Origin of the sequence: Simplicispira sp., from assembly GCF_028687295.1 — a bacterium.
Classification (GTDB): Bacteria; Pseudomonadota; Gammaproteobacteria; order Burkholderiales; family Burkholderiaceae_C; genus Simplicispira; species Simplicispira metamorpha.
Window position 1 is genome coordinate 1 of sequence record NZ_JAQUAL010000098.1, and the last position, 11829, is coordinate 11829.

Genomic DNA, 11829 nt, shown 5'->3' on the forward strand with positions numbered 1-11829 from the left:
AGCGCTTGCAGCGCGGCCACTTGCTGGCGCAGGGCGTCGTTTTGCGCCATCAGCTCCAGCACGCGCTGTTGCAGGGCGGGCACGGTGTCGGGCAGGTCGGTGGCGTCTTCACTGGCGGCGGGCGTGGCGCGCGGCTTGCGTTTGGCTTCGCGCACGCGCTTGGCGGCCTGCTTGAGTTCATCGGCGCCCGCGCTGGCGGCGGCCACCTGCTCCTCGGCAGGCAGGCTGGCCACGGCAGCGGCGGCGTTGATCGACAGCGTGCCCGACCTGACGGCAGCCACCACCTCGGGCGCGGCCTGCTTTTGGATGGTTTCGATCAGCTTGACCTGCGTGCTGCTGATGCGCGCGGCCTTGGCGATGGCCTCGCGGCTGGGCAGCGGTTCGGGCGCCGTGCTGGTGACGCTGTCCGGCGCGACGGCATCGGTGCCGGGGGCGGCATCGGGCGCATCTGCGGGGGCCTGGGCCAGCGCGCGTTCGCGGCGCGCGGCCACGATTTCGCGTTGGCGCAGCGCCAGCACGCCGCGCTGGAAGTCCGACACGCTGCGCCGCCCCAGGTGCTGCTCGATCATCCACAGGTGGACATCTTCCATCGACGTAAAGCGCGTGTTCTGCACGGTCTGGAACGCAATGCCGTGCTTTTGGCAAATGCCATAGCGGTTGTGGCCATCGACCAGCACTTCGCCCCACAGCACCAGCGCGTCGCGGCAGCCCTCGGCAAGGATGCTGCGCTCCAGCGCAGCGTATTCCTCGGGCGTGAGCGGGTCGATATAGGCTTGCAGATCGGGATTGACGACGATATTCATACGGTGTTCAGTGCAAAAATGAGAGCTGCTAGCGCGCACTGCGCAAGGTTTTCAGGGTATTTTGATGCTGAAAACCCCGCAGGATGTGCGCTGGCAGCTATTGAATACATAGCGCCCGTACAGCCCTTGCGGGCTGCCACAGGGTGCCGGGAGCGCGCGCCGCTTACAGCAGCCGGGCAATCAGCGCGCCCTCGGCGGGGCCGTCCAGCGGGATGCGCACACGCAGCGGGCTGCCGGCGGCCACTTGCAGTTCCTCGCCTTCCAGACCGCGCATCTGCGTCAGCTGCACGAGTCGGTTGCCGCTGGGGTGGATGATTTCGAGTGTGTCGCCCACGGCAAAACGGTTTTTGGTTTCGACTTCGGCCCAGCCGTCGGTGGCGTTTTTGACCTCGGCCACAAACTGGCTGCGCCGCGCGCCGGAGCTGCCGGTTTCATAGTTCTGGTAATCGTTGGCCGGGCGGCGCTCCAGAAAACCGCTGGTGTAGCCCCGGTTGGCCAGGCCCTCCAGCTCGGTGATGAGTTCGGGGTTGAAGGCGCGCCCGGCCACGGCGTCGTCAATGGCGCGGCGGTACACCTGCGCCGTGCGCGAGACGTAGTACTGGCTCTTGGTGCGCCCCTCGATCTTCAGCGAATCGACACCAATCTCGACCAGCCGCTGCACATGCTCGACGGCGCGCAGGTCTTTGCTGTTCATGATGTAGGTGCCGTGCTCGTCTTCCATGATGGGCATGAGCTGGCCGGGGCGCTCTTTTTCTTCCAGCAGATAGACCTGGTCGGCCAGCGGGTGGCGCGCGCCGCCACCGCAGGCGGCAAAGGCGCTGTGCTCGTCTTCTTGGGCCTTGGCAAAGTCGAAGTCGCCTTCCATGGGCTGGGCAATGGCCTCGCCGGTGTTGGGGTCGGTGGCGGTGCTTTGCGTGGCGTAGTTCCAGCGGCAGGCGTTGGTGCAGGTGCCCTGGTTGGGGTCGCGGCGGTTGAAGTAACCCGAGAGCAGGCAGCGGCCCGAGTAGGCAATGCACAGTGCGCCGTGGACAAACACTTCCAGCTCCATGTCGGGGCATTCCTGGCGGATTTTGGCGATCTCGTCCAGGCTTAACTCGCGCGACAGGATGATGCGGGTCACGCCCACCTTCTGCCAGAACTTCACGGCCATGAAGTTGACGGTGTTGGCCTGCACCGACAGGTGAATCGGCACCTGTGGCCACTTCTCGCGCACCATCATGATCAGGCCGGGGTCGGCCATGATGAGGGCGTCCGGCCCCATGGCGATGATGGGTTCGATGTCGCGCAGGTAGGTGCGCACCTTGTCGTTGTGCGGCAGCAGGTTGCTGGTCAAAAAGAACTTTTTGCCGCGCGCGTGGGCCTCTTGTATGCCTTGCTGGATTTGCTCGATGCGAAACTCGTTGTTGCGTGCGCGCAAGGAGTAGCGCGGCTGGCCCGCGTACACGGCGTCGGCGCCAAAGTCGTAGGCGGCGCGCATTTTGTCGAGCGAGCCAGCGGGCAGGAGGAGTTCGGGGGCTTGGAGGGTCATGGGGGTGTCCTTGGTGGGCGCACGGGTTGCGCCGGTAAAAGTAGAGGATGCAAGGGCTGCGGCACGCGGGCCGCAGCGGTGTCAGTCTTTGGGCCGGAAGCCGATGACCAGCGGGTTGGGCACGCGGCCATCCACGTCGCGTGGCAGGGTTTCGGTTTTTTGCAGGGCGCGCACCACGGCTTCGTCCCAGGCTTTGTTGCCGCTGGATTGCACCAGGCGCGTGCCGACGATGGTGCCATCGGGGGAAGTGCGCACTTCCACTTCGGCGCGCGGGTTGCCGGTCAGGGCGTCGGGATAGACGATGTTGGGCTTGACCTTGGCGGCCACTTTGCCGCCGTAGCCCGCCGAGGGGCCACCGCTGCCGCTGCCCTGGCCTTTGCCACCCGCACCCGTGCCGCTGCCGCCAGCTCCGGCATTGGGGCTGCTGCTGCGCTGGGCGTTGCCGGTGGCGTTGTCGTCGCCCGTGGCGCCCGCCAGGCCCTGCATGCGGCGCAGGGCTTCTTGGCGCCGCGCTTCCGAGGCTTTGGCGCTGGCTTTTTCCAGGGCTTCTTGTTTGCGCTGCTCTTCCTGGGTCTGGCGTTTTTTCTCTTCGGCCTGCTGTTTTTGCTTTTCGAGTTTTTCCTGGCGTTCTTTTTCGCGTTCGGCTTTTTCGCGCTCTTTTTCTTTCTCTTTTTCTTTTTGCAGGCGTTCTTTTTTCTCTTGTTCCAGGCGCTCGCGGCGTTCTTCTTCCTTGCGCTCTTTCTCGCGCTCGGCTTTGTCGGCTTTTTCTTTTTCCTTGGTTTTTTCTTTTTGCAGGCGCTCTTTTTTCTCTTGCTCCAGGCGCTCGCGGCGTTCTTCTTCTTTGCGCTCTTTCTCTTGCTGCTCTTTTTGCAGGCGCTTTTTCTCGCGCTCGATGGCGATGTCGGCCTCGCGGGTGTCGGGCACGGCCTGGCGCACGGGTGCCGGTGCGGGCGTGGGTGCCGGTGGGGGCGGAGGCGGGGGTGGGGCGCGCACGGGTTCGGGCGGCGGTGGCGGGGGCAGGGTGGGCTGCACCACCTCTGGTGGCGGTGCCGGGCGCGGTGCGGCCTGCTGGGGCAGGGCTGACCACAGCTGCGCTTGCAGGGCGCTTTCGCCACCGTCGTTGGCACTGTCGTCGCTGCTGGTTTTCCAGTTCACGCCCCAGGTCAGCGCAGCGATCAGCACCGCGTGCGCCAGCACCGCCAGGGCGATGGCGCGCAGGCGCCCCGGGGGGCGCGGCGGTGCAAAGTGGTCGCGTTCGGTGTGGCTGTGCATGCGGTGGGGGTGTGGGGTCTGTGCGTCAGCCGCCTTGTTTGACCGACAGGCCTACGCGCTGTACGCCCGCTTTTTGCAGGGCATCCATGGCCTGCAAGACGTTGTCGTAGGCCACGGTTTTGTCGGCACTGATGAGCACGGGCGTATCGGGCGGCTGGCTGGCCTGCCAGGTTTTGGCAGTGCGGCCCAGCTCTTGCAGGGTGACGGGGCGCTCCTGGCCATCGGTTTTGAGTTGCAGCGTGCCGTCTTTTTGCACGATCACCTGGCCAAAGGCTTTGGGCGGCTTGCTGCCTTTGCCCACGGTGGGCACATTGACCATGCCAGGCGTGAGCATGGGCGCCGTCACCATGAAGATGATGAGCAGCACCAGCATCACGTCAATGAACGGCACCATGTTGATCTCGTTCATGGTGCGGCGACCGCGTTGGCGCGAGGTGGTGGCGGGCATGGGCAGCCTCCTGTATCAATGGCCTGAGGCCGAGCTGGCGGGCTGCGCGCCCAGGTTGCGCTGCAAGATGTTGGAGAACTCTTCAATGAAGGTTTCCAGCTGGTTGGCCACGCGGTCGCAGTCGTGGGCAAAGCGGTTGTAGGCAATCACCGCCGGGATGGCCGAAAACAGCCCCAGCGCTGTGGCCACCAGCGCTTCGGCAATGCCGGGCGCCACCGTGGCCAGCGTGACTTGCTCCATGCCGGCAAAGCCGGTGAAGGCGTGCATGATCCCCCAGACGGTGCCAAACAGCCCCACATACGGCGACACCGAGGCCACCGAACCCAGAAACGACAGGCTCGATTCGACCACATCCATCTCGCGCTGGAAGCTGGCACGCATGGCGCGGCGGGCACCGTCGAGCAGCGTGCCCGTGTCCTGGATACGGCGCTCGCGCAGCTTTTGGTATTCGCGCGTGCCGCTGGCAAAAATGCGCTCCATGGGGCCAGCGTGCTTGGCGTTTTGCGTGGCGCTGGCATACAGGTCGTTGAGGCTGGTGCCCGACCAGAAATCGCGCTCGAAGTCTTCGTTCAGTGCCTTGACGCGCTTCAAGGCAATCAGTTTGCGAAAAATCGCTGCCCAGCTGGCCACGGACACGCACAGCAGCAGCAGCATGACCAGTTGCACCACCCAACTGGCATGCAGCACCAGGTTGACGATGGACATGTCTTGGGAGTTCATGAAAGTATTTCCAGAAGGGTGCTAGGGATGCGCGCAGGGCGCAGCGTGGTGGCGTCCACCCAGCCGATGCGGATGGTGCCTTCGCTGAGGAGCGTGGGGGTGGTGTTCATGGGCTCTGGCTTGAGGAGCGCTTGCTGCACGATGGTCAGGGAGGCCCCACCGTGGGCTTGCAGCTCTGCGGTAACAAGGAGTTCATCGTCCAGCCGTGCCGGGCGCAGGTAGCGCACACGCGCATCGGTAACGACAAACATGCCGCCATTTTGTTCCCGCAGGTGCTGCTGGCCCAGGCCCAGCGAGCGCAGCCATTCGGTGCGCGCGCGCTCAAAAAACTTCAGGTAGTTGGCGTAGAACACGATGCCGCCCGCATCGGTGTCCTCCCAGTAAATGCGCACGGGCCACGCAAACGCTGCCATGGTGGTGTGCCCTTCAGCCCAGCAGCGCGCGCAGGCGCGCCACGGCTTCTTGCAGCTGCGCCATGGAGCTGGCCGTGGAAAAACGCACAAAGCGCTGCGTATCGGCCACGCCAAAGTCGCGCCCTGGCGTGATGGCGATGTGGGCGCGGCGCATCAGCTCGTAGGCAAAGTCCCAGCTGCCTTGCACGCCCAGCTTGTGCGCAGCATGGGTGCAGTCGGCCCAGGCGTAGAAGGCGCCGTCGGGCTGCACCGGCACGTCCAGGCCCAGCGCTTGCAACTGCGGGATGAAGTAGTCGCGCCGCGCCTTGAACTCGGCGCGGCGGCGTTCGTACTCGGCGATGCTGCCTTGCTCGAAGCAGGCCAGCGCGGCGTGCTGTGACACGGTGCTGGCGCAGATGAACAGGTTTTGCGCCAGGCGCTCGACCACCGGCACCAGCGCATCGGGCACCACCATCCAGCCCAGGCGCCAGCCGGTCATGTTGAAGTATTTGCTGAAGCTGTTGATGCTGATGAGGTTCTCGTCGATGGCCAGCGCGGTCTGGGCAAAGGCGTCGTCGTAGCCCAGGCCCAGGTAAATCTCATCGACGATGGTCACGCCGCCGCGCTCTTGCACCACGGCATGAATGCGGCGCAGCTCATCGGGCGCAATCGAGGTGCCCGTGGGGTTGGAGGGCGAGGCCAGCAGCACGCCGCGCGTTTGCGCGTTCCAGGCGGCGCGCACCTTGTCGGCGCTGAGTTGGAAGCGCTCGGCGGCCGTGGTCGGGATGAGCACTGCCTTGCCCTCTGCCGCACTGACAAAGTGCCGGTTGCAGGGGTAGCTGGGATCGGGCATCAGGATTTCGTCGCCCGCGTCGATCAGTGCCAGGCAGGCCAGTTGCAGCGCCGCCGACGCGCCTGCGGTGACGACGATGCGCCGCGCGGGCACATCAACGCCAAAGCGCTGTGCGTACCAGCCGCTGATGCGCTCGCGCAGCGGCTCCAGTCCCAGCGATGGCGTGTACTGCGTGGCGCCGCTCTGGATGGCGCGCTGGGCGGCCTCCTGCACCAGGGGTGGCGCGGTGAAGTCGGGCTCACCGATGTTCAAAAAGACCATCGGCTCGCGCGTGTCGGCCACCTCGCGTGCCAGGGCCTGGGCGGCCTTGGCCACTTCCATCACGTAAAACGGTTCGATGCGCTGGGCGCGGGTGGAGATTTTCATGGGGCAGGTGGGCCGCAGCGGCGCAAAGATTCGCGGTCTTTCGGGGCAAAAAAGGGCAGGGTGGCCAACGTAGCGCCTGTCCGCCGTGGGGTTGGCGGCGCAGGCGATGGCGCGTGCTGGGCGCGTCAGGCCGCAGGCGCGCTGGGCGCTGCGACAGCGCTGGCAGCATCACCGACAGGTGCGTCGGCAGGTGCACTGGCGGCTGTGTTGTCCACCGGGGTGTCGCTGGTGTGCGCGCTGGCGTTGTCACGGGCCGGTGCAGCGCCGCGTGCAGGGGCGGCGGCGTCGCGGGCCACTTCGGCGCTGCGCAGGCGCGGTGCCAGGCCGCCGAGCACGCCGTTGACGTATTTGTGGCCGTCGGTGCCGCCAAACTCCTTGGCCAGCTCGATGCACTCGTTCAGCACCACGCGCCAGGGCACGTCGTGGCAGTGCTGCAATTCAAACGTGCCAATCCACATGGCAGCGTGTTCGATGGGCGAGATCTCGGCCATCTTGCGGTCTAGCAGCGGGGTGATCAGCGCGTCCAGGTCGGCAGCGGTGCTGATGCAGCCGTGCAGCACGGCGTTGTAGTGCGCTGCGTCGGCCTTGTGAAAGCCCGACAGGTCGCGCGTGAAGGCGTCGATGGACTCGGCGCTGTTGCCACCCACCAGGTGCTGGTAAAGCGCTTGCAGGACAAATTCACGGGCGCGCGTACGGCCCGACTTGGCGGCGGCCTTGCGTGCGCCCGTGCTGGTCAGGCCGGTGCGCGATTGCCGGGGCGCTTGCGCGGGGGCGGCGGGGTTGTGCTCGCTCATGACAGGGTTCCCAGGAGGTTGGCCATTTCGACGGCCACGTAGGCGGCGTCGCGCCCTTTTTCGGTTTGGCGGGCCACGGCCTGGTCGAGGTTTTCGGTGGTCAGGATGGCGTTGGCAATGGGCAGCTGGTAGTCCAGCGCAACGCGCGTGACGCCCGCACCCGATTCGTTGGCCACCAGCTCGAAGTGGTAGGTTTCGCCGCGGATGATGCAGCCCAGCGCAATCAGCGCGTCAAACTCGTCGCGCTCGGCCAGGGCTTGCAGGGCCAGCGGTACTTCCAGGGCGCCAGGCACGAACACATGGGTGATGTGCTCTGGCGCTACGCCCAGGTCTTGCAGGGCATTGCGGCAGGCCTCGGCCAGCGCGTTGGTAATGCCTTCGTTGAAGCGTGCCTGCACGATGCCGATGTGCAGCTTGCTGCCATCGAGGCCGTTGGCGGTGCCTTTGTCTGCGTTCAACATGGGTTTACTCCTTGGGGATGTAGCCGGTGATTTCGAGGCCGTAGCCCATCATGCTGGGCATGCGCCGGGGCTGGCCCATGAGCTGCATGCGCTGGACGCCGCATTCGCGCAGGATTTGTGCGCCCACGCCGTAGGTGCGCAAGTCCATGCGGCCGCGCTCGGGGGCCTGTGCCGAGCGGGCCTTGCCCTCGAACTGCTCCAGCAGTTGTGCGGCGCTTTCACCGCAGTTGAGCAGCACGGCCACGCCTTTGCCCTGGCTGGCGATGTATTGCAGGCTGCTGTCCAGCCCCCATGAGTGCATGGAGCGGTTGACTTCCAGCGCGTCGAGCACCGACAGGGGCTCGTGTACGCGCACGGGCACCACGTCTTCGGGCACCCAGGCACCCTTGACCAGCGCCAGGTGCACGGCCTGGCTGGGCTGGTCGCGGAAAGCGTGGGCGGTGAACTCGCCGTAGGCCGTTTGCAGCGTGCGCTGGCCCACCTTTTCGACCAGCGATTCGGTGCGGCTGCGGTACTCGATCAGGTCGGCGATGGTGCCAATCTTCAGGCCGTGTTCGGCGGCAAAAACTTGCAGATCGGGCAGGCGCGCCATGGTGCCGTCGTCTTTCATGATCTCGCAGATCACGGCAGCGGGGCTGCAGCCGGCCAGGGCCGACAGGTCGCAACCCGCTTCGGTGTGGCCTGCGCGCATGAGCACGCCGCCATCCACCGCTTGCAGCGGGAAGATGTGGCCTGGCTGCACCAGGTCGGTGGGCTGGCTGCTCTGGGCCACGGCCACCTGCACGGTGCGGGCGCGGTCGGCTGCGCTGATGCCGGTTGTCACGCCCTCAGCGGCCTCGATGGACACCGTGAACGCGGTGCTGTAGACGGTGCCGTTGCGCGCCGCCATGGGCGGCAGTTTCAAGAATTCGCAGCGCTCGCGTGTCAGCGTCAGGCAGATCAGGCCACGGCCAAAGCGGGCCATGAAGTTGATGGCCTCGGGCGTGACGTGGTCAGCGGCCAGCACCAGGTCGCCTTCGTTTTCGCGGTCTTCCTCATCGACGAGGATGACCATGCGCCCGGCGCGCATTTCGGCCACGATCTCTTGCACCGGCGAGATGGGTGCGGGGGTCAGGGGGGTTGTCATGGGGGCTTTCTTCGGTGGGCCGCAGGGGGTGGGCCGCGTTGCAGCACCGCCGCACGGTGGGCCGGTGCGTGGTTGGCACGCGGGCCCAAAAAGGCTGGATTTTAGCGCCGTGGCGTGGGCCGTGCGCGCAGGGTGGTCTATATACCGGGCATTTCCAGCACCACGTCCGAGGCCGGGTGCGCCACGCAAGGCAGCACACAGCCGCTGGCGATCTCTTCTGCTGACAGGCCCGGCCAGTCCACGCTGTAGCGCACCTGGCCGCTGGCCAGCTGGCCTATGCAGGTGCGGCAGGTGCCGTTGCGGCAGGAGCTGGGCCAGTCAATGCCGCCTTGCTCCAGCGACACCAGCAGCGGCTGCTCGGGCCAGGCGTCGCACTGCTGGCCATCGGGGTGGGTGCGGGCAATAAAAAACGGGACGGCATGCGGTGCAGCGGAGGCAGTGGTCATGGTGAAATAAATAGTTAAAAGTAGATTTTGGCCTTGTGTGGCGAGCGCTAGCAGCTATTTAATTGATAGCGATCTGTGGCTTGTGCTGTGCTCACCCCCCGCCATGCGGGTGTGCCTGAAAAATAGGCAATGCGTTTTAGGGCCTTATCAATCAATGACTTAGCGCGCTAATGCAAGACTTTTTCAGAGTTATCCACACGATTGTCCAACGGAACAAGGGATAACCCTAGTCCGGTGGGTGTGCGAAATTGCCTAAAAAATAGGCGTATCGTTGAATTTCATTACAAATCAAGCACTTGCGTGGCTCATACAAGGCTTGTCAAAACTTGTCCACAGGATTGTCCAGTGCGCGCAGGGATAACCGCGCGCTGGCGCCTGCCCCGGTTTCAGGCCACCGACACGCCCTTCCAGAAGGCCACATGGCCGCGCACATGTTCGGCCTCGGGGCGCGGGTCGGCATACGTCCAGGCCGCTTCGGGGTTGAGTTCGCCGTTCACCAGCAGCGACAAATACGTGGCCTGGCCCTTCCAGGGGCAGGTGGTTTTGTGGTTGCTGAAGGTGAAGTATTCGCGGTGCAGCGCGCTCTCGGGAAAGTAGTGGTTTCCTTCGACCAGTATGGTGTCGTCGCTCTCGGCGACCACCACGCCGTTCCAGATGGCTTTCATGGGTTCTCCTCGTCAGGGTTAAAGGTTAAAAATGGCTCCAGCGCCCGCCCGGTGTGCGCAAGCAGCTATCAAAAACATACTGCATCCGGCGCTGGGCGCCCAGGCCGCGAGGCAAGGGCGATTTTGCGCGCCGGGTTTGGCCAGGGCCGTCAGCAGGCCGTTGTCTGGCCGTGTTAAGTTTCGGCCCGAAACAAAAGATAGGCAATGACACATGACAGCCTTGCAGAAAAAAATGATCGCGCCCACCCTGGAGCAGCTCACGGGCATGCGCCGTGGCATTGAAAAAGAAGGCCTGCGCGTGCTGCCCAGCGGCAGCCTGGCCTTGACGCCCCACCCGCTGGCGCTGGGCGCAGCGCTGACGCATCCGCACATCACCACCGACTACAGCGAGTCGCAAATCGAGCTCATCACCGGCGCGCGCCTGGGCGTACAAGAGTGCCTCGATGAGCTGACGGCCATCCACCAGTTTGTGTACCACACGCTGCAGGCGCAGGGCGGCGAGATGCTGTGGGTGTCGAGCATGCCCTGCGGCCTGCCCACCGACGAGACCATCCCCCTGGCGCGCTACGGCAGCTCCAACGTGGGCCGCGCCAAGAGCGTGTACCGCATGGGCCTGGGCCACCGCTACGGGCGGCGCATGCAGACCATCTCGGGCCTGCACTACAACTGGTCGCTGCCCGGCGTGACCAGCGACCAGTACTTTGCGCTGATCCGCAATTTCCGCCGCCACGCCTTTGTGCTGCTGTACCTGTTTGGCGCTTCGCCTGCGCTGTGCCCGTGCTTTGTGCAGGGGCGCGACCACGCCTTGCAGCCGCTGGGCGACAGCGGCGCTTCGCTCTACCTGCCGCACGCCACGTCGCTGCGCATGGGCCGCCTGGGCTACCAGAGCGACGCCCAGGCCAGTCTGGCCGTGAGCTACAACGGCCTGGAGGGCTACGCCAACTCCCTGCACGAGGCATTGACCCAGCCGTACCCCGCCTACGAGGCCGTGGGCGTGCGCAACCCCGGCGGCGACTACAACCAGCTGGCCACCAGCCTGTTGCAGATCGAGAACGAGTTCTACGGCACCATCCGCCCCAAGCGCACCGTGCGCACCGGCGAGCGCCCGCTGCACGCCCTGCGCGAGCGCGGCGTGGAATACGTGGAAGTGCGCCTGATGGACCTCGATCCCTTCGAGTCGGTGGGCATTGCCGCCCAGACCATGCGCTTTCTGGACGTGTTTTTGCTGCACTGCCTGCTCTCGGACAGCCCGCCCGACACGCCCGCCGAGATTGCCCAAATCAAGCGCAACCAGCACCTGACGGCAGAGCGCGGCCGCGAGCCGGGCCTGACCTTGCAGCGCCAGGGCCAGTCGGTGGCGCTGGCCACTTGGGGCGCCGACATCCTGGCCGAGTGCGCGCCGCTGGCCGCCGCGCTGGACGCGGCCCACGCCACCGACGCCTATAGCGTGGCCTTGCAGGCGGCGCAGGCGCGGCTGGCACAGCCCGAGAGCACGCCCTCGGCGCGGGTGTTGCAAGAGATGGCCGCGCAGGGCAACAGCTTCAACGCGTTTGCTTTGCAGCAGTCGGTGCGCGCCCGCGACGCCCTGCTGCAGCAACCCTGGCCCGCCGTGCAGCAACAGCACTTCGAGGCCCTGGCGCGCGAATCCATCGCCGCGCAAAAAGCCATCGAGGCCGCCGACACCCTGGCCTTCGAGGACTGGCGCCAGCGCTATGTGGCGGTGGAGGAGCTGGGCTGATTTTTTCTTGGGCCCATTTTTAGATCGAATCGGCCTCTAAGGCTTGTACAGCGGGCGCTTACAGCTCACTAAGTTGTAGCAGCGCTTCCTGGCGCCAGTATTCTGTGGCCGCGTAAAACCCCTCCCAGACGCAGCCGTTGCAGCCGCGTCCGCAGCAGCTGGTGGGCTCGGGTGGTGGTGCGCGCAGTGCCACACCCGCAGCATCGGCCTGTTGCTG

Annotated in this window: 13 protein-coding genes and 1 pseudogene; 1 reads left to right on the forward strand and 13 read right to left on the reverse strand. The window is 65.6% G+C overall.

Going from position 1 to position 11829, the window contains the following annotated elements:
* The 12 genes and pseudogenes from PHX69_RS11220 to PHX69_RS11275 all read right to left on the reverse strand — a co-directional run.
* On the reverse strand, positions 1-803 hold an 803-nt coding region (locus PHX69_RS11220), incomplete at its 3' end, for a ParB N-terminal domain-containing protein (protein WP_288043772.1).
* Between the two features lie 163 nt (positions 804-966).
* The gene (gene trhP, locus PHX69_RS11225; RefSeq protein ID WP_288043773.1) at positions 967-2331 is read right to left on the reverse strand and encodes a prephenate-dependent tRNA uridine(34) hydroxylase TrhP; all 1365 of its coding nucleotides are present in this window, start codon (positions 2329-2331) and stop codon (positions 967-969) included.
* Positions 2332-2412: 81 nt separating this feature from the next.
* Positions 2413-3603: a cell envelope integrity protein TolA gene (tolA, locus tag PHX69_RS11230; RefSeq protein WP_288043774.1), complete on the reverse strand. Its 1191-nt coding sequence runs from the start codon at positions 3601-3603 to the stop codon at positions 2413-2415.
* 25 nt (positions 3604-3628) lie between these two features.
* Positions 3629-4051, reverse strand: coding sequence for an ExbD/TolR family protein (locus PHX69_RS11235; RefSeq protein WP_119011838.1), 423 nt, complete (start codon positions 4049-4051; stop codon positions 3629-3631).
* Between the two features lie 15 nt (positions 4052-4066).
* The gene (gene tolQ / locus PHX69_RS11240) at positions 4067-4771 is read right to left on the reverse strand and encodes a protein TolQ (protein WP_119011839.1); all 705 of its coding nucleotides are present in this window, start codon (positions 4769-4771) and stop codon (positions 4067-4069) included.
* Positions 4768-5184: a tol-pal system-associated acyl-CoA thioesterase gene (gene ybgC, locus PHX69_RS11245; RefSeq protein WP_288043776.1), complete on the reverse strand. Its 417-nt coding sequence runs from the start codon at positions 5182-5184 to the stop codon at positions 4768-4770. Before ybgC ends, tolQ begins: the two co-directional genes overlap by 4 nt.
* 13 nt (positions 5185-5197) lie before the next feature.
* Positions 5198-6382, reverse strand: coding sequence for a pyridoxal phosphate-dependent aminotransferase (locus PHX69_RS11250; protein WP_288043777.1), 1185 nt, complete (start codon positions 6380-6382; stop codon positions 5198-5200).
* A gap of 263 nt (positions 6383-6645) precedes the next feature.
* Positions 6646-7176, reverse strand: a pseudogene (nusB, locus tag PHX69_RS11255) (transcription antitermination factor NusB); the annotation flags it as partial.
* Positions 7173-7637: a 6,7-dimethyl-8-ribityllumazine synthase gene (gene ribH / locus PHX69_RS11260; RefSeq protein WP_119011843.1), complete on the reverse strand. Its 465-nt coding sequence runs from the start codon at positions 7635-7637 to the stop codon at positions 7173-7175. The gene ribH and the pseudogene nusB, both read right to left, overlap by 4 nt.
* A 4-nt stretch (positions 7638-7641) precedes the next feature.
* Positions 7642-8763: a bifunctional 3,4-dihydroxy-2-butanone-4-phosphate synthase/GTP cyclohydrolase II gene (gene ribBA / locus PHX69_RS11265; protein ID WP_288043778.1), complete on the reverse strand. Its 1122-nt coding sequence runs from the start codon at positions 8761-8763 to the stop codon at positions 7642-7644.
* A gap of 137 nt (positions 8764-8900) precedes the next feature.
* The gene (locus PHX69_RS11270) at positions 8901-9209 is read right to left on the reverse strand and encodes a 2Fe-2S iron-sulfur cluster-binding protein (RefSeq protein ID WP_119011845.1); all 309 of its coding nucleotides are present in this window, start codon (positions 9207-9209) and stop codon (positions 8901-8903) included.
* A 386-nt stretch (positions 9210-9595) separates the two neighbouring features.
* Complete coding sequence (locus PHX69_RS11275) at positions 9596-9874, reverse strand: DUF427 domain-containing protein (RefSeq protein ID WP_119011846.1); 279 nt, start codon at positions 9872-9874, stop codon at positions 9596-9598.
* Between the two features lie 211 nt (positions 9875-10085).
* On the opposite strand from PHX69_RS11275, the gene gshA reads away from it, so the two are divergent.
* Positions 10086-11612, forward strand: coding sequence for a glutamate--cysteine ligase (gene gshA, locus PHX69_RS11280; protein WP_288043779.1), 1527 nt, complete (start codon positions 10086-10088; stop codon positions 11610-11612).
* Between the two features lie 58 nt (positions 11613-11670).
* Here gshA and PHX69_RS11285 read toward each other — a convergent pair.
* Positions 11671-11829, reverse strand: a 159-nt coding sequence (locus tag PHX69_RS11285) for an oxidoreductase-like domain-containing protein (RefSeq protein WP_288043781.1), incomplete at its 5' end; no start/stop codon positions are given.

Excerpts from the sequence above, each read along its gene's own strand:
- tolA (WP_288043774.1), bottom strand. The coding sequence starts at position 3,603 with ATGCACAGCCACACCGAACGCGACCACTTTGCACCGCCGCGCCCCCCG.
- trhP (WP_288043773.1), bottom strand. The coding sequence starts at position 2,331 with ATGACCCTCCAAGCCCCCGAACTCCTCCTGCCCGCTGGCTCGCTCGAC.
- PHX69_RS11250 (WP_288043777.1), bottom strand. The coding sequence starts at position 6,382 with ATGAAAATCTCCACCCGCGCCCAGCGCATCGAACCGTTTTACGTGATG.
- gshA (WP_288043779.1), top strand. The coding sequence starts at position 10,086 with ATGACAGCCTTGCAGAAAAAAATGATCGCGCCCACCCTGGAGCAGCTC.
- PHX69_RS11270 (WP_119011845.1), bottom strand. The coding sequence starts at position 9,209 with ATGACCACTGCCTCCGCTGCACCGCATGCCGTCCCGTTTTTTATTGCC.
- PHX69_RS11235 (WP_119011838.1), bottom strand. The coding sequence starts at position 4,051 with ATGCCCGCCACCACCTCGCGCCAACGCGGTCGCCGCACCATGAACGAG.
- PHX69_RS11275 (WP_119011846.1), bottom strand. The coding sequence starts at position 9,874 with ATGAAAGCCATCTGGAACGGCGTGGTGGTCGCCGAGAGCGACGACACC.
- ribH (WP_119011843.1), bottom strand. The coding sequence starts at position 7,637 with ATGTTGAACGCAGACAAAGGCACCGCCAACGGCCTCGATGGCAGCAAG.
- ribBA (WP_288043778.1), bottom strand. The coding sequence starts at position 8,763 with ATGACAACCCCCCTGACCCCCGCACCCATCTCGCCGGTGCAAGAGATC.
- tolQ (WP_119011839.1), bottom strand. The coding sequence starts at position 4,771 with ATGAACTCCCAAGACATGTCCATCGTCAACCTGGTGCTGCATGCCAGT.
- ybgC (WP_288043776.1), bottom strand. The coding sequence starts at position 5,184 with ATGGCAGCGTTTGCGTGGCCCGTGCGCATTTACTGGGAGGACACCGAT.